This is a genomic window from Flectobacillus major DSM 103 (assembly GCF_000427405.1).
GTDB classification, from domain to species: Bacteria; Bacteroidota; Bacteroidia; order Cytophagales; family Spirosomataceae; genus Flectobacillus; species Flectobacillus major.
In genome coordinates this window covers 1,152,104-1,170,045 of the sequence record NZ_KE386491.1, presented here as the reverse complement: position 1 = coordinate 1,170,045, position 17,942 = coordinate 1,152,104, and the positions used below count along the sequence as shown (strand labels likewise).

Below are 17,942 nucleotides of genomic sequence, written 5' to 3'. Positions count from 1 at the left end.
TTACTATCAATGTACTAAATGCACTAAATGTAGCTTAGAACTAATCTTTTTTTTCAATATAAATCACATTCCCCTCTGTCTTTCGCACTACACTATACTTTGCTTTTTTCAGCCTTGAAGAATATTCTCTTATTGAACATGGCATAAAGCCTCCTTCGTAACAATAATTTTTATAATCATTAAAAGACTCTGTCAGTCCAAGTGTTTTACAAAGCGAAGGCTTATAGTTAGAATCTGCTAGATAAGATAAAACGGTATCACTATCTATTCTGTATTGTTCTACCATTCTTTCAACTGCTTCACAACTGGTAAATTTCTTTTGCTTCAACAATCTTTGTAACCCTTCGAGAATCCAATTAAATACCCCAGATAGCTCTGAAGCAATTATTTTCTGATGTAATTGTTTGTCCTGTTCGTTCTCTGGTATAGTCACATCGAACGGAATAATTAGAAAGCGTCTGAAGTATGCACTCGTTTGCTCAACATCTTTGGGGAGTTCATTACAGTTAAATATCAATTTAGCATATTGCCTCAACATGAATGGTTGACCATAAGGCAAACGAGCCTCCACGGGTTCACCTGATACCAACTGTTTAAAAACTGAGGCTTCTAGTTTTCCATTTATCTCACTAGCATAGTTGACTAATTTATTGGCAATCTTAGCCCTATAGTAACCATTTTCATCTGTAAGACTCTGCAATGAATAACTACTTACGTTGTCATGCCCTAATAGAGCATTTATTACTTCAAAAAATACACTTTTCCCATTTGCACCAGAACCATACAAAATAAGTGCTTTCTCCTCCTTTAGCTCGCTATTACCATTTTTCAGAAAGACATAACCCATAAACTCAGCTAGAATATGTTGCCGTTTAATATCTGGTAATACCTTGTTTAAATACTGGGTGAACAGTGGAGCATTAGCATTTTTATCAAAAACAAAAGGTAATTGATACGTTAAAAAATCTTCACTTTTAAAATTTCTCAACTGGGTTTTATGTAGCTCAATTTCAAATGTTCCGTTTTTAAGATTTATAAGTACTCTATCTTCAATAAGAGGAGGAACAGGCAAAACAGCGGTAGATAAAAACTGTTTAAACAATTGCTCTCTAAACTGATAATGCTTTGAAGTATAAGCTTGTACTCCTAGTTTTTGGGATGCTTCCCCTAAAAACCTCTGAAAGGTATCTTTATCAACTTCAGACCAAAAGTGACCATTATACAAATAAATAAAATCATGCTTTTTACACATACTCCAATTGCTCTTATCTGCAATTTTCAAAATTTCGTCAATTGAGATGATTAAATAGTGTCTATTTCCTAGCTTTGTCTTTTCTATTTTTCGTCCTATCTCCTTGACTTCTTCTTGTTTTACATTCTCTGATTTAAGTTGTTCTTTTAGAATCCCTATCTCTGGAAAAGCTATGTTTGTAAAATCTATCTGTTCGATTTGTTCTAATAACCTTGTGAGTAGTTCCGTATGTTTAGGAACACTTTTATCTAAGCTATTTTTTAAACTATAGACATGATTTATCATGGCTTGAGGATTTATCAAATTCTCATGCTCAACTAAAATTTCAGTTTTTCTCATTTTTTTCTTATTGAGAGGAGGCTCTCAATCGGCTAAATTCTAATGTATTGGTACTGATAAGGTGTGCAAAACTTCCTGTTATTGGACATTTAACTGCATAATCAGAGGCAGTCAATTTACCCTCATCCTCAAGCATTCTTTTGAACCTACAGGCAGATTCTACTGGGATTTCGAGAGCCGTACAAAGTGCTTTATTTGTGGTAGTTACACACTTCAAAGCATGGTCGTAAAGTTGCATTCTTGTTCTATCTTTTTTGAACTCAAAAAGCGAAACACCCCAACTGTTCTCTATTGCGTTGGTAATCCTTCTTATTTCAGCAATACTGTTATTTGCCAGGGGATTATATTGAACGGTTGACAACAAACGTTTATCCATTTTTTCCTCCTTTCTTTTTGGTATAAGCTGAAGCCTCCTCTGCTATTTCTTCGTTTGTCTTTTTACGACCACGCTTTAGGTACTCAAATAATTCAGACTTAAGAAAGTGTAGTTTCTTCCCTTGCTTCAATGCTGGAAGTTCTCGTTTAGACACCTTCGAATAGATGGTAGGAACAGACAGATTTAGAAACTTTGCAGTTTCATGAATATCCAAAGGCTGTTCCTCCTGAGTAGGATTTAGATGCAGTTGATTTTCAAGTAAAAGTTTTTTTAGCTCACCAATTTCTTTGGTTAATATTGCCACTGCTTGAGGTAGCTCATCAAAAGTTAATATATTTCCCATTTTAAAAGAATTTTTGTTTTTCTTTTGCAATGTTAGGTATGGCATTTACGGCAAAAAAGGTGGTATTTGCGGTTTATTAATTTTCTTAATTTTATCTCGTTAATTTTTTATATAATTCATGTTCATGTTCATCACGAAAGTGGCTTAATATTCTTATTAGTTCAAAATATTTTTTATCCTTGGATAATTGTGTATCATCACATAATTTTTTGTGTATTTCCCCTAACACCCTTCCTAATCTAGTTTTGCAGTTTCTCGTTAGGGGTATTGTTATTTCAGGGATAGAATCAAGCTTATTTTCAAAAAATAGAGTAAGTAAATATGTAAACTTATTGAAATCCTTTTCAGACACAAAGACATACTCCCATCCCTTTGTGTCAATATTAGTGAGAGATTCAATAATAACTTCTTGGGACGTTTTGTCTTTTACTTCACCTGAAGAAAAAGTATCATTTTCATAGATTGATTTTATGTTGTCGATTTCTTTTTCAAATTCACGGAAATATTTTTTGATACCTAATACCAAATCATATACAAAATCATTATTTGGGGTAGAGCCTATTTTGGGAAAGTATGCAATACCTATTGTAAAGTTTTCAAAAAATAATTTCTCAAACTCAATATTTAACTCCTTCCTAATTGTACTATTACACTGTTCAACTAATTGCTCTAGTTGTCTCTGTTTAACCTTAATAAAATCCTTTGCGTAAGCATAAAATCTCTTTAACTCTATTAAATCCAAATATAACTTTGCACCCGATACAATTTTATCAATTTTAAAATCTTGCATTAAGTATAATCGTAAATAGAGGTTTAAATCTTTAACACTCTTTTGATAGAGTTCAAATTTTAGGTTTGTTTGAGAACTTAGATTTATTGAGTTAATTAACGTGTAAAATTCATCTAAATGATTGATTGAAGCATCGAAGTTGCATTTTATTCTTTCAAGTTCACTTTTCATTTTCTTTTAATAGTTTTTGTCAGAGTTGAATATCAATTTTATCTTATTTGTTGCCTCTCTTTTCTTCTCATCCACAACCTTTGCGTAGATTTGGGTTGTACTTAAATTTCTATGTCCTAGGAGCTTAGACACAGTATAAATATCCGTTCCGTTTGTTAATTGAAGTGTTGCAAACGTGTGTCTAAAACAATGGAAGGTTATATTCTTTTTGATATTGGCTTTATCTATCCATTTCTGGATACTTCTATTAGTAGTGACAGAGTATTTTAACCCTTCAAAAATTTTACCATTGTCGTGTTTTAACTCTCCCAAAAAACTAAAGGCTTGTTCTGAAATAGGCAAATATTCTATCTCCTTCGTTTTCTTCTGTACAAATTCAATGGAATAACCATTTTCACTATTTTTAATTTCACTCCACGTTAGTTTCTCAATATCAGAAAATCGTAATCCAGTGAGTGCCGAAAACAAGGACGCTCTTTTTAGTATCTCAGGTTCACATGGAGTAACTGCAAGTATTTGTAGTTCTTCAATCGTTAAAAACTGTCTCTGGGTGTCTTTATCTTTTATAGGTTTTATTCGTTTGCTAATATCTTCTTTCAATAACCTATCTCTAAAGGCTTGGTTCAATGCTGTTTTAAATTTGGTGTAGTATGAGAGAGCAGAGTTTTGAGACAATAATAACTTAGAGTTACCTCTCCTTTTGGTCGATAAAAGATACTCTCTGAAAGAATCACAAAAGCTTTCATTCAGATTAGAAAACGTCAATATACCTCCTGTAAAATCATGTAGGTGTCTGTATGCAGATAACCAGTTGTCATAATTAGACCCCGCACGCTTTTTTGCTAAAGATTTAAAGTATTCTACAAAGTTTCTCTCTCCTATTTCTTTGTATTTCAAAACCTCTTTTTCTTGCTCGCTATAGATTTCAGGTTTGTTGTAATAGTTTTCACGGGACGCTCTTATCTGTCCTGCAAATAACAATGATTCTCTATTCTGCTCTTTTTCAAGTGCATTTTTAGGGTTTTCAATAATATATCTACTTAAAAACTCCCTTCTAGTCTTTTTGCCCGTCTGGAAGTCTATAACTTCTGGGTAATAGTCTAAGTATAAACTCTTTCGTCCTTTTGATATAACTTTTTGTCGAACTGTCACTTTAATAGCCATTGGTGTATTTATTTATAGTTTAGGGTTTAACTCAATACTGATTCGATTATTGATTTTGGAATGTATGAAAACTTCCCCTGCTTGATTTTAGGTATATTGTTTCTTTTGATAACCTCATACAAGGCTTTTTCTGAAATATTAAATTTTTCCAAGGTCTCAGAAATCGTGTAGCACTCCGATAGCTCAAAATATTGTTCTTTCTTTTCCTCTGGTTGGGCTTCAGTAGATTCGAATAACTTATCAATATCTACTCTCCTAACCCTAGTAACTCTTTGCCCTAAATTCACTGCCTTGATTTTGCCTGTTTCTATGTAGTAGTAAGCAGAACGCACAGAACAATTGAGGAGGCTTGCAACTTCCTTGACTGTTAAAAACTCCTTAGCTTTCAAAACCTCAATTGGTTTTACTTTTACTTCTAGGGTTTCTTTATTGCTCTTCTCTATCTTCTTCTCTTTGACTTTTTCCTTGTAAGCCCTACTATTACACTTGTGAGAACAGTATGCCGTGGTAGTAGTTTTGGCGGTAAAAGTAGTACCGCAATACTGGCAAACTCTTTGTATCCTAATATTAGTACTCATTTTGTATCATTTAGTATAAACAAGTTTATTTAAGTGCAATTAAGTGCAAAAAAATGGCGAAATTATCAAATTAACGCCTCCTCCATAAACGAGGTACAAATAAGGTACAAAAATAGTGTAAAAATACTATAAACAAAACAAAGTAACGATAGACAACAAAATAAAAAAGCCCTGAAAATCAGAGCTTTGTAATACTTACTTTATGTTATTTATGATTTGCTTTGTGGTGTTACTTGCCAATACAAAACTTAGAAAATATATTAGCCAATAAATCATCTGTCGTAATCTGCCCTGTAATTTCGCCTAGGTGATGGAGGGCAAAACGAATATCCTGAGCCAGAAAATCACCTGTGATACTGTGGGCGAGTCCTTCTAGTACGTTACTCAGCGATTCGTTGGTTTGTAAAAGATGTTGGTAATGGCGTAAGTTGGTGACAACGGTATCGCCCGATTTAATTTCTTTGGTTTTTACTTTTCTTACCAAAGTATTTTTCAAGGCATCAATATTTTGATTTTCGGATGCCGAAATCCAGATAATACCAGGATATTGACTCTCAAAACGGGATTTCTCTTCGCTCGAAAGCTTGTCAACTTTATTGCCAATTAGCATATAAGGAGCATTAAACTCGGCTATTTGCCCTTCTATTTCGGTCAATGTTACTTCTGAGGCATCAAACAAATATAGAATCAAACTGGCTTTTTCCATTTGCTGGAGGGTTCGCTCAACACCTATGGCCTCGATGGTATCGCTTGTTTTACGCAAACCTGCTGTATCTATCAACCTAAAACGAATCCCTTCTATTAGTAGTTCGTCTTCTATAACGTCACGGGTTGTGCCTGCAATGTCCGAAACAATCGCTTTTTCTTCGTTCAACAATCGGTTGAGCAGTGTTGATTTTCCAGCATTGGGCTTGCCTACAATTACGGTTGGTACACCGTTTTTGATAACATTTCCCATCTCAAAGCTATCAATCAATGGCACTAATACACTTTGTATTTTGTGGATTAATTGACGTAAATCGTCACGGTCGGCAAATTCAACGTCCTCCTCGCCAAAATCTAGTTCAAGCTCGATAAGCGATGCAAAATGAATAAGCGACTCTCGAAGCTGGGCTATTTGCTTAGAAAACCCTCCTCGAATTTGATTAATGGCTGTTTGGTGCGATGCTTCCGAATCGGAGGCAATCAAATCGGCTACGGCTTCGGCTTGTGCCAAGTCGAGCTGTCCATTCAAAAATGCACGCTGGGTAAACTCGCCTGGGTTGGCCAATCTAGCTCCATTTTTTAGTAATAATTTGATAATTCTCTGAATAATATAATCAGAGCCATGACACGATATTTCGATGGTATCTTCACGAGTATAAGAAGATGGCGTGCGGAAAAGCGAAATCAAAACCTCATCAACAATAAGGTCTTGGTCACGAATAGTACCAAAATGAATGGTATGAGAATTTTGTTTATGTAGATTTTTTCCTTTAAATATCTTATTGACAATCTCGATAGTTTGTGGGCCAGAAATTCTGATGACAGCTATCGCACCCACGCCCTGAGCAGTGGCTAAAGCACAAATCGTATCTTGATTCATTGGTTGTTGGTTAATCGTTAATAGCTTTTTAGATAAAGCAACACAAAGTTAAGCATACTTGGTTTCTTATCATATCATTAACGATTAACCAATCTTTTATTCTTTAAAACAACGACTGTAGTTTCATGGCTACGCCCATATCGCCCGAGATTTTGATTTTACCAAACATCATGGCTGTCATGGGGTTTAGTTCGCCTTTCATCAAAGCTAATAAATCGCTTAGGCTAACTTTAATAGTACAATCGGCATTGGTATCGTCGTTAGTCACTTTTCCGTCTGAAGCGATGAAGATATTTCCTGCATCGGTGGCAAATTTAATAGAAGAGCCTACGCCTCCTTTCTGTGCTGCTAGGGTCGAGACTTTTTCGGTTAATTCTGAAAGATTCATCTGTTTTGGAGATATGATGTTTAATAAAATATTATGCAAGCATACAAATTTTTCTGATAATTTGCCAATATTATCTCAAAAAGTTAGTCATTATTTAGCGTTTGGGAAATAGCTGTTTTACGGGAATAAACTGTACTAGGCGTTTTTGAAATGGCAAAGCTGGTACTTCTAACAGGTTGGCAGTATCGTCGCCTAGCAAAAAACGCATAAATGCCGTTGGTACACTTTTGAGCAATGGATTTTCGATAAAACTCTCTAAGGCTTCTATCAAAGCCTTGGTTAGCCCTATTCCTTCTTCCGAGCGTTTAAACTGTCGTTTGGCTATAATTTTGCTTAATACAAAAGCTTCTCTGGTATTTTGAGGCAAAAGGTCTTGGCTTACTCCCATCCAATTATTAATAACATTCCAAAGGTGCAAATAGGCTTCGGCATCTTCATCGCTAGGTGGGTTTCCATTTTTTCGCATTCCTACCAATACCATATAACTAAAAGCGAGATTTGTACCCGCCATATCTTCTTGATTAACGGGTTTTCCCCACAAATCGCTACGCCACGTTTGATAATGTATCGTAAAAAAGCGAATTACTGCGTGCATCAACCTTACTTTGATAATTCGGATAAGAGCGTTGGGCAGGTGATATTGGGAAATAGTTTTGGTAAAAAACACCTCCCATTCTTGAGGATTCAAAACACCAAAAACAAATTCGCCTGTTTCTTCCAAGCGTTTTCGGGTGTCTTTTCTAATCCGCTCCGACATCCACAAAACCCTTGCACCGTCGGCACCCGCATAACAATAGGGCAACGACAAACAGCCTAACAATAAGGCTATATCTTCTTGATTGGCTTGGGCAAATGCCAAACCTCTCTGCATTTGTTGGGAATTTGCCAACAGGGGTATTGTATGATGTTCTTGAAAAAAAGCTTTTACTTTGTCGGCCTGTGTATTCCATGATAAGTCACTAGAGCTAAGCCACTTAAATAGCTCTCGTAGACCTGTTATTTGAACTTCCTCAAAATAGGCTTGTACCCAAGTATCGGCTTCAAAATCAGCCGTTTTTCGGTATTTATCCATCAAATCATTGGTAAAAAAACGAGACGGTTTGGGAGATTTTATCATAATAAGGTTTTTGTTTAGACAAAATGACAGAGGAATTAGTGTATTAGTTTTCAAACAATAATCCCTGTACTTTATTTGAAATATACAAACATCGTAGTACTATTGAGGATTGCTGCCTGAATACCCTTGAAATAGAACTCATAAATCAAATATCCGACCTCCGAAATTCATACCATTATTGATTTGCTACTAATACCTTATATTACAGATAACCTCTTGTCTAAAAATTTGTTTTCAACTTACCGGGAATCTATTCAAAAGGCAAATTGTTCCTATTTTAATATAACCAATGTAAGGCATTGCTTAACTTTACAACATCATTTACAAATCCATATTTTATTTAAGATGAATATTTTTGAAAGACAACAGTCGCAACTACGTGAAATTTTGCAAAACGAGATTGCTAGAGGTAAGGCATTTTTAGAAGAAAACAAAAAAAGACCAGAAGTTACCGAAACAGCTAGCGGCTTGCAATATGAGGTATTGGTACAAGGCGATGGCCCAAAACCAAGTGGCCCACGAGCGAAAGTTTTGACACACTATCATGGTACTACTATCGACGGTGTGGTGTTTGATAGCAGTGTGTTGCGTAACGAGCCTATTAGCTTTGGTTTGTATCAGGTTATTCCGGGCTGGACAGAAGGCGTGCAGTTGATGCCGACAGGTAGCAAGTATAGATTTTTTATTCCTTACAACTTGGCTTATGGCGAGCGTGGTGCTGGTGCTGATATTCCGGGGGGAGCTACTCTGATTTTTGATGTTGAATTGCTAAAAACCAACTAAACCGTGAAATTACCCATAGAGGGGTATCTGTTTCATTGTAAGTTGTTTTTATAATTGAAAGACCAGTCTTTAGGGCTGGTCTTTCTTTGTATTAGGACATCTGTTAGAGATAGCTACTGGACTGATGGTTTTAAGGAAATACACCTCATCATTCTGAAAGCAAATATCCGACAGCTAAAACTCATATAAGTATTTGTTCTCGACTAAATTCTGGTAAAGAATACTAATAGGTTATTTTCCTATCGCGTGCCGTATGATGCCACTCTCCTACCCATTGGCCATCTTCAATAATAGCGGCTCGCTCGTATAGGGCAACGGTCGGACAAATATGGTAGGGAATACCATACATAATACAGCCCACTTCCATACCATGATTTTTGTAATGCAAAACGAGGTGTTCTTCACTTTGTGAAACAAAGGTAATTTTGGGCATTGCTGGAAAAAATACACGAGAGGTCAGTTCGTTTTCGGAAGCCACTGATTTATGTCCTAAATCCACACAAAAATGGTGGGCATCTATCACCGAAACAACTCTAGTAAGCAAAATAGCCGCAGGTGTAAACAACTGTTCGGGATATGACATTTGATACCCTTTGTCCCAATAAATAAACGTACCGGGGCTACATTCAACATCGTCTCGCTGGGCATGAATCGGAAAAGTTGGCGTACCCCCCGCTACAATAGTAATAGTACCTAGCCCAAGGTTTGCAAGGCTATTTTTCAACGCAAATACTAAGGCAAAGGCTTTTTCACATGCTACTCGTCTTTCTACCAAATCTTTTTGTCGAATATGGCCATCATAAGCATGTAGCCCTATGGGTTGAAGGTGCGAAAGCGTTGAGCAATACAAAAACAGTTCAAACGAAGCCTTATTGGGCAAAATTCCCGTTCGGTTCATACCTACATTGATGTCTAGGTATACCAAAAGTTGTTGGTCGTATTGAGCCGCAACGGCATTGATATACTCAGCAGTATGAATACTATCGACCAAGCAGGCCCATTTTATATCAGGATATTGTTTGAGCAAGGCCAAATACCTCAACAGCTTGGGGCCAGTAGGCTGGTATGCTAGTAGAATGTCTTTTACCCCAACAGTAGCAAGCATTTCGGCTTCGGCAATGGTGGCACACTTGAATTTCTGAATCCCCGAATCTATCATCATTTTTACAGCTTCTGGCGATTTATTGGTTTTGATATGTGGCCGTAAATTATCAGTATTTTTTGATAGGCTTTTCAAAGCATCAATATTAGCCTGAACCAGTGCAGGAAAAATCAGTAATGCAGGAGAATCTATGTATTCTGCCTGATTAATCGGGTAGCCGTTTAGCTGTGCCTTTGAATTCATGGTTTTGAAGGGTTAAAGTAAGTAGAATTAATTGTAACGGACTAAAGGTATAACGGTTAAAGTATCAAAAATTGCCTATGAAATGGATATGACAAATATCCATTTCGACTTGTTTTTAGCAGTATTAAATTACTGATTATTAGTCAGACAGAAAAGATAAATAGACAGAATTTTAGAACAATACCTTATTTTAGTAATTGATTTTCAGGCAATAGCATTTTTTTGGCGATTGGGATATTCATAAAAAACCCTGCGAAGTTTTGACCTCCACAGGGTTTATAGGGTAAACAATGAATTGTTTTGTTGCAACAACCGGCAAGCACATCTGCTTACCGCCCACAAATTCTTACAAAATCACATAGCTTACAAATCTCACGGTCTTCTGTTCTAACAAAAGGCTGATTGGGGTCGAGCAACATTTTGACAAATCTGGCAATTTGGTGTTCGGAGGCCACTAAAAACTGTTCTAGCGACTCATCTTCAGCAAAGTGTAAATCTTGTTCTAGTAAGCCTTCTTCTACATTTCTAAACGAATATATTCCAGAAACAACTTTGTTGTCGTGAGGCAATAGTTTTTTTCCTCGAATAGTCAATCCTCTTTCCGAAAGCATCCGTTTGAGTACCATATATTTGTATAACCACAACTGGCGAAGCTTCCCATTTTTACTATCTAAAAGTAATTTTTCGTCCAAATCTTCTGATTTTATCGTCAGCTCTTCAGCTTTTACCATTCCAGTTTTATAGTCAATTACCCGTATTGTTTTTCCATGAATTCTATCAATACGGTCGATTCGGCCTGCAATTTTCAAAGGAATCGCCTTGCCTTCCACCTCTACAGACAAAGCTACTTTTAAGGTTTTTTCGGCATCTAAAAGTTCTACAGGGTAAGGCTCGTTTTCTAACTGAAATTTCAAGAATTTTCTTACAATTGTCTCCCCCACTTGGTACAAAATATAGTTCATACCTTCGGTCATTCTTAGGCCAGGGTTAGTTTGCTCAAAAGCTGTTTTCAAATAGCTATTCAAGTTTTGATACACCCTTTCCATTTCTTGTTTTTGAATAATTCCTCCTTTTTCAGTAAACTCTTTATCGATATTCTCTAAGGTTTTGTGAATCCAGTTGCCAAAGCTATCCGATGCCAGTTTTTCGGCAACCTCTTCTTCTTGAGCAATACCTGCTACTCGATTAAAATAGTACTTCATCGAGCAATCGATATACTGATTGAGGTGCGAAGGATAAATACCTCGCTCGGCGATATCGTTTTGGAGCAATGTAACAATATCGTCGGTTTTGGTAATCGACAAACCTGTTTCTTGTTGTTCGGTTGGGATATTTACCTCAAACTGAATATTATTTTCGGTAATAGTGAGGTTTTTATTCAGGTGTTTTAGCTCGTGTTCTAACTGCAAAATAAAACGGCTCTTCTCGCCTGCCCCATAAGTATCGGAAGGCAACACATGTACCAAAACCACCTCTTTGGCTCGCTGCAAAAGCCTAAAAAAGTGATACGCCATAACGGCATCGGCATGATTATGTGTAGGTAAATTAAACTGAGGGTCTGACAAAGCCTCATAAGGAATCAAGGTATTTTGGCGTTTACCTTGGGGCAAAATCCCCTCGTTTACCGACAATATAATCAGCCTTTCAAAGTCTAAGGTACGAGTTTCGAGCATACCCATGATCTGTAATGTTTGGTCGGTTTCAGATTCAAATGGGATTTTGGTTTGTTTAATTAATTCAAAAAGAAATGTTTTAAAACTTTTGATAGTTACCGAATCGCCTCTTTCGGCCAAAATCATTTCCATTCGTTGTAATATCAGGTAAAACTGATACAGATATTCTGTTTCGACAGCATCTTGGCGTTCTCGATACACTTCTCGCAATACATCTATCAGTTCATAAAACTGCTTGACGGCCTCTTTGGGTTTTTGATTCCAGTAGCGGAAAATGATATTGAAAAGCTTATCTCCTTTTCCCATTTCTAGCAATTCCTTCGAGCTCAAAAATACCTTATTCAGCGAAGTGATTTCACGCAAGGTTTGACGAATCGGATTGATGACCTCCTCTGTTATATCTTGCTCTTGGGGGGGGGCTTGTTCGGGATAATTCAGGGTTTCGTATCTTCTAATAAACGGGTGGTTGAGTACCCTTACCACCTGTCGGTACGAAAACTTCGGAATTCTGATAGCTTCACCTTCTGCATTTTTAAATTCCACCAAATTGCGTTGCATCTCGAACATAGCATCGATTAGCGTAAAAAGCATCGAGCTTTTTAGCGAAAGCCCCATCGTAATGTTCAGATTGGTGATGTCGCTACCTAAGGAGTTCATTACTGGAACAAGTAGGTTTTCATCGCCCAGTACAATTGCTGTTGGCGTTGGCTTTTGGTGAGCAGTTTTATCCTTTTGCGACCACTGGGTATATAACTCACCCGCTATTTTGGCTTGCATACTGGCGTTGGCCACACCAATAATCTGGATATTTTTGTGTCCTTTAAGCAGAGCATCCTCCGACCAATTCCATTCGTTGTTGAACAAAGGGAGATTGTCGGGCAGGCCATCGCCCGACTTATAACTTCTGAGCCAGTTTCCTGCTTTTTGGTCTTTATTTAGCAAATAATACGTATCGGAATCCCAGAGTGTTTCGGCAAAAAAATCATCGCCATCTTTGCGTTTCAGCAAGGTTCTGATAATTTTTTCCTCGGCATTACTCAGGGCATTGAAACCTACAAAATAATATTTTTTGTGAAGCGGATTATCAAGCATATAAGCTGGAATATGCTCGGCAAGCTCACGATAGGCCATTCCTCGATAAACCAACCCTTTTTCTCGTAAGCGAATTTGAAGTTTTTGATAAACCTCATAAATATTTTCAAATAGCTTAAAATACTTATCTGTTCGGTCGGTAGACTTGAGTTTATCGCGTTGCGACTCGCCCAATTGCATTTTCCAGCGTTCCAAAGCCTTGGCTTCGGTCATAAAGCCAAATAGCTTTTTGGGGTCTACTAAATATTGGTCTATTTTATCAAAATCATTGAGCAAGGTTGGTGCCCAAGTCATAAACCGCTCAAAAACAACCTGAGGGTCGATTTCTTTAAAAACATCGTATAGCTCGAACAACAACGACACAGGGTCTATTTGTTTAAGACCTGTCGTAAACATCACAAAGTCGTCGATAGCCAATACATCGGGTGCTAAAAAAGGGGCATTTGCCTGATTGGCCAAAGCCTGTTTGAAATACAAAACCCCACGACGTGAAGGTATAACAATACAAATACCACTGAGTTGTTGTGTAGTATGTTTTCTAAAAATATGTTCAGCAGCTTTTTCAAGAAAGGTTTCCATGTTGAGGAGTAGTAAATGAGTGATTAGGGGAATGTTTAGTATACAGTTTTTTGCTGAGCCATTGATATTTTTAGGTTATACTTGAAGCTGTTTGTGTAATACGCAAATTTGTTGGCTAGCCAAGCAGATATTTGAAACCTATTTTATAAAATAAGATTAAACAGTGCTAGCAGTTAGACTTACTTATGTATTACAACAACTCAACGGCTAGCAATAAGGCCCAAATACTAATGCACTCTATCGCCCCGAATTGCTAACCCTTGAATAATTTGGGCTTCAATTTCGAGCCACTCGTTCCAGCGTTGTTTTACATATTCGGCAGGGAGATATTCTTTGGCGAGGTCAATAAAATTAACATAATGGCCAGCCTCCGAAATCATCAGTTCATGATAAAAACTACGCAACGACTCGTCCGATATTTCTTGTGAAAGAAGTCTGAAGCGTTCGCAACTGCGTGCCTCAATAAGGGCATTCATAAAAAGGCGTTCGCCCAACTGCTGCTCAACCGACCCCCCTTTTCTGGTTTTTTCATACAACTGAATCACATATTCATCTTTTCGGGGTTTGCCCAAAGCTAGCCCTCTTTTGTCTAGTTCCCTGATAACCATTCTAAAATGAGCCCATTCCTCCGATACCACAGGCATCAGCACATCCCGAAGTTTTTCTTTTTCGGGATATTGGATAATTAGCGAAATACAAGACGAAGCGGCCTTTTGTTCGCAATAAGCATGGTCGATAAGTATTTCTGCAATATTTTTTTCGGCAATATTCACCCATCGTGGATCGGTGGGTAATTTTAATCCTAACATAAAAAATACAATTTAATACGTTACAACAAGTAAAATTACTAAGATTTAATACCTACTATTTGACTAAAAACCCAATAGTTATTCATACTATCAAGCTTATTTAGCACGATTACTTACTTCATCAAAGTAGTAGATTGAGAATCAAAATATCATTTTTACTATTTTTCAAACTAATTTTAATCTCCTCGTTTATTAGTCAAAATATGCTTTTGCATTTTTCTATTAGCTCATAAAACCTATCCGATCAGTTCCAATCCAAGCTTAGTCAAACAAAAGCCATCGTACCCCAAACCCAAAGGTACGCCCCATACCCGCAAAACCTGGTGAGGCGTAATAGCCGTTGCCCGTAAAACCGTGGTTGGCGTGCGACAACTTAAAAAATACCCTTACACGATTGATACGCATATCGGCAAAAATATCGGCTTGCATATAGCCTGGCAATTGTTGGGAGTCTTGTAAATGAAACTGCTGAATGGCTGGCATAAAGGCATCGCCATAATAGCTTGATTTGTAATGTAACTCAACCCCTGTCTGAATAAACAATACTTTGGCATACAGAAGGTCGAATGCCAAGCGAGAATTGATAAATATCTTGGGCATTCTAATCAAATCAGGCCCTGAAGTAGTAGTTAGGTAGATTTGATTGACAGTCGAAAACTTACCTTTATGAAACGATATTCCTAGTCCTGCTTTATAAATCAAGATATTCTCGCTAGCTTGCTTTACTACGGCGGCGGTATCAAAATATACATAATTGGCTATTCGCTGGATATTCAAACTTGGGCTTAGTACCAAATTTCCCAACTTTGAATCGGCCGTTGCATAAATATTCTCGGATTGTACATTGCTTAGGGCTGTACTACCTGAGTTATTCCACTGAAAAGAGTTGTTGTAAACATACTGCTGTACCAATGTAGGCGACGAATTGACACTAAATAGTCCTACACGAAGCCATTTTCCTTGAAACTCAAAGTTGAACTTGTAGCCTCCCGCCACTAGGTATTCTAACTCACCAAAAGCTCGTGTGCTATCTTTAAAATACTGATTGAGCCAAATTCCCAAAAAGTTTTCATTGCGTGAAATTTTGTATTGATTCAACAGGTTTTCATAACTAAAGAATCGTTGACGCAAATGCAAACGGTAATTGAATCCACGATAAAAACCCTTTATTCCCGATTTATGCTCAAAAATCTGGTAGGTATTACCATTGTACAACGAGTCGGTGGTAGTAGGAGTAGCTAAATAGCTTTTTTTATAAAACCCTAAATCCAAACTCGACGAATAGGCTTTATCCGAAAACTGTGTTTTTCGGCTTTGGTAATCTAAAACCTGAAAAATCTGAAATGCTTTATACCCTACATACTCATGATACAAGTGAATATTATTCCATTCGTCACGGCTTGCAGCATTTGCCAAAATAGCACTGTTGTCGGAGTACCTCAGTAGCGAATCATAACTTACACCTCGGGTAAGCACACCGCCATCGTCTTTGATATTATGGTCAAAACGATTGATATATGCCAACAAACTGTATTTTTTGTTTTTGGTCTGATAATTGGTATGCAACATAAATTCCCAATGCCCAATAGCATTTTCGGTAGAGGTACTGGTAGTGCTAGCTACCAACTGCCTTGTGGAAGTCATACGGTGCAACGACAAGCCTACATTCCAGAGCGAATCTACATTTCGATTAAAATCAAACTCTAGTATATCTTGTCCGCCTCCACCAGTAACATAATAAATATTCGAGAAAGGCGATTTGGTATTATAATAGCGAACGTCTTTGGGTTTTATGGCATACAACTCATAGGCACTGTAGCCCAGCATTGTACCCGACTGCTCGGGTGTTTGGTAATAAAGCGGGCGCACCGCCGTAGCCAAGTTACCCAAATCCTGAAATACATTGCCATAACGTTGAAGGTAATTGTAATTATGGAAACCTGCCAAAGAGGTATCGATAGTATATAGTTTCTTGCGATTGTTGAAAAGGTCTTCTTCCAAAAAATATTTAGTAGAAGTAGGCCCATAAATCACCTTGGTAGAATCGTCCAAGCCACCTTTTTTATTGGTATTTTTGGGTTGAGTAGCCTGTGGAAACCCACTATTGGTTCCAGTGCCTGAAGTTGGAAATCCACTTGTTGAACTCTGAGCAAAAAGACCACCTGCCAACAAGAGTCCCAAAACGAGAAGTATATATTGTTTAATTTTCACAATGCAAAATTAAGCCATTAAATGAAGTATCTATAAAATAGTTGTGAGAAAAGATAAGGTTCTTTTCAAATTTAAGCTCAAATCAGGGCTTACAATGCTTCAAGATGATCTGGTTAAAGGTTTCGGCCTGATGATTCAGGAAAAAAATCTCTATTGGCAAATAATAAAAAAGAGCCTGTTTTTCACCCAATCCCATTAGTAGCGGTTTTATTTTTACCATATCTTTTTCAGTCATTAGAATGCCTTTGGTATTGGCCTTTATTTTATCACATTTGGCCAACAAAACGTCTATATCTTGCGAAGTGTAAGCATGGTGGTCGCCAAAAGCGATATGCTCGTGTACCTGAAAATACGTTTGGGCATATTGTTCAAAAAGCTCAGGTTTGGCAATTCCCGATACCAATAGCAAATCGTTGGGGATATTGCCATCTACACCACCCACACACAGAATGGGCTTGCTGTAGGCTATAGCAGTAAAAAACACAGGTGTCTGAGCAAGTTTATAAGGTTTGAGTTGTTCTACAATCATATTTTGGTTGGCCTGCGACAACCCTTCTGGGCATTTAGCAACGACAATAATATCGGCTCGTTTTAGTCCTACTCGTCGCTCACGCAAACGCCCCGCTGGAAAAGGGTAATCTTGATATATGGGCCGATGGTAATCCATCAGTACAATGTTTATTGAAGCCTGAATAGCTCGGTGCTGATAGGCATCGTCCAAGATAATCACATCGGGCTTGGGCCCTTGCAAAATTTGTTCAACAGCTTCTACCCTTTTTTCGCCCACAGTTACTTGAATTTTGTTTTTGAATTTGGCATAAAACTGCATAGGTTCATCGCCAATTACAGAGGCATTTACTTGCTCGTTGGCTCTGATAAAGCCCTTGGTTTTACGCCCATAGCCTCGGCTCAGGGTGGTTACCTCCAAGGTGTCGGACAGCAGCCGAATCAGGTATTCTACATGAGGGCTTTTGCCAGTACCTCCAACAGTCAGATTTCCTACATTAATAATAGGCAAAGCAAATTTTCGACTTTTCTGATAACCATTATCATAAAAAAAATTACGAATATCGGTAACAAGGCCATATATTAGCGAAAAAGGCCATAAAATATATGTTAACAATTGATTTGTCACAAAAATGAGTTTTTGAATAGTTCTAGAAACAGAAATCCTTTGTACAAAATAGTACCCGTTCGATAAAAAATTAATCTTTTACCCAACAAAATTCTAAAAGAGTTACGACTTTTTACTAATTTCACCTCCCTTTTAAGAAACTTTAACGTCGGCAGATAGGTTTGCTTTTAGGTAAAAAACTTAGTGTCAGCCTCTTAAAAAAGAATAATACC

General features: G+C 37.3%; 15 protein-coding genes. 1 reads left to right on the top strand and 14 read right to left on the bottom strand.

The features are described 5' to 3' along the window. Positions 1–40 precede the first annotated feature (40 nt). From FLEMA_RS0106700 to FLEMA_RS0106660, 9 genes are all read right to left on the bottom strand, one after another. Complete coding sequence (locus tag FLEMA_RS0106700; RefSeq protein WP_144080049.1) at positions 41–1,591, bottom strand: DNA primase family protein; 1,551 nt, start codon at positions 1,589–1,591, stop codon at positions 41–43. A 7-nt stretch (positions 1,592–1,598) separates the two neighbouring features. Then, complete coding sequence (locus FLEMA_RS0106695; RefSeq protein ID WP_026994795.1) at positions 1,599–1,967, bottom strand: hypothetical protein; 369 nt, start codon at positions 1,965–1,967, stop codon at positions 1,599–1,601. After that, on the bottom strand, positions 1,960–2,340 hold the full coding sequence (locus tag FLEMA_RS0106690) for a helix-turn-helix domain-containing protein (RefSeq protein WP_229359367.1): 381 nt from the start codon (positions 2,338–2,340) through the stop codon (positions 1,960–1,962). The genes FLEMA_RS0106695 and FLEMA_RS0106690 overlap by 8 nt, the downstream gene beginning before the upstream one ends. Before the next feature lie 61 nt (positions 2,341–2,401). Further along, complete coding sequence (locus FLEMA_RS0106685; RefSeq protein WP_026994793.1) at positions 2,402–3,271, bottom strand: hypothetical protein; 870 nt, start codon at positions 3,269–3,271, stop codon at positions 2,402–2,404. A gap of 6 nt (positions 3,272–3,277) precedes the next feature. Then, on the bottom strand, positions 3,278–4,435 hold the full coding sequence (locus FLEMA_RS0106680) for a site-specific integrase (RefSeq protein WP_026994792.1): 1,158 nt from the start codon (positions 4,433–4,435) through the stop codon (positions 3,278–3,280). A gap of 26 nt (positions 4,436–4,461) precedes the next feature. Continuing rightward, positions 4,462–5,013: a helix-turn-helix domain-containing protein gene (locus FLEMA_RS76515; RefSeq protein ID WP_026994791.1), complete on the bottom strand. Its 552-nt coding sequence runs from the start codon at positions 5,011–5,013 to the stop codon at positions 4,462–4,464. Between the two features lie 229 nt (positions 5,014–5,242). Next, positions 5,243–6,598 (bottom strand): tRNA uridine-5-carboxymethylaminomethyl(34) synthesis GTPase MnmE, encoded by a 1,356-nt coding sequence (gene mnmE / locus FLEMA_RS0106670; RefSeq protein WP_026994790.1) that lies wholly within the window; start codon positions 6,596–6,598, stop codon positions 5,243–5,245. Positions 6,599–6,701: 103 nt separating this feature from the next. Continuing rightward, positions 6,702–6,986 (bottom strand): SCP2 sterol-binding domain-containing protein, encoded by a 285-nt coding sequence (locus FLEMA_RS0106665; protein WP_026994789.1) that lies wholly within the window; start codon positions 6,984–6,986, stop codon positions 6,702–6,704. Positions 6,987–7,080: 94 nt separating this feature from the next. Next, positions 7,081–8,103, bottom strand: coding sequence for an oxygenase MpaB family protein (locus tag FLEMA_RS0106660; RefSeq protein WP_026994788.1), 1,023 nt, complete (start codon positions 8,101–8,103; stop codon positions 7,081–7,083). 345 nt (positions 8,104–8,448) lie between these two features. Between FLEMA_RS0106660 and FLEMA_RS67750 the strand changes: the two genes are divergently transcribed. Then, on the top strand, positions 8,449–8,886 hold the full coding sequence (locus FLEMA_RS67750; protein ID WP_044171010.1) for an FKBP-type peptidyl-prolyl cis-trans isomerase: 438 nt from the start codon (positions 8,449–8,451) through the stop codon (positions 8,884–8,886). A gap of 223 nt (positions 8,887–9,109) precedes the next feature. Here FLEMA_RS67750 and FLEMA_RS0106650 read toward each other — a convergent pair whose 3' ends face one another. The 5 genes from FLEMA_RS0106650 to lpxK all read right to left on the bottom strand — a co-directional run bounded on the left by FLEMA_RS0106650 (position 9,110) and on the right by lpxK (position 17,730). Then, on the bottom strand, positions 9,110–10,231 hold the full coding sequence (locus tag FLEMA_RS0106650) for a D-TA family PLP-dependent enzyme (protein WP_026994787.1): 1,122 nt from the start codon (positions 10,229–10,231) through the stop codon (positions 9,110–9,112). A 329-nt stretch (positions 10,232–10,560) separates the two neighbouring features. Then, the gene (locus FLEMA_RS0106645) at positions 10,561–13,575 is read right to left on the bottom strand and encodes a PD-(D/E)XK nuclease family protein (protein WP_026994786.1); all 3,015 of its coding nucleotides are present in this window, start codon (positions 13,573–13,575) and stop codon (positions 10,561–10,563) included. Positions 13,576–13,802: 227 nt separating this feature from the next. Then, positions 13,803–14,384, bottom strand: coding sequence for a MiaE family protein (locus FLEMA_RS0106640; RefSeq protein WP_026994785.1), 582 nt, complete (start codon positions 14,382–14,384; stop codon positions 13,803–13,805). A 261-nt stretch (positions 14,385–14,645) separates the two neighbouring features. Beyond that, entirely contained in the window at positions 14,646–16,595 is a 1,950-nt protein-coding gene (locus tag FLEMA_RS0106635; RefSeq protein ID WP_052353992.1) for a putative porin, read from the bottom strand. An 82-nt stretch (positions 16,596–16,677) separates the two neighbouring features. Then, positions 16,678–17,730: a tetraacyldisaccharide 4'-kinase gene (lpxK, locus tag FLEMA_RS0106630; RefSeq protein WP_229359365.1), complete on the bottom strand. Its 1,053-nt coding sequence runs from the start codon at positions 17,728–17,730 to the stop codon at positions 16,678–16,680. Between the last annotated feature and the right edge of the window lie 212 nt (positions 17,731–17,942).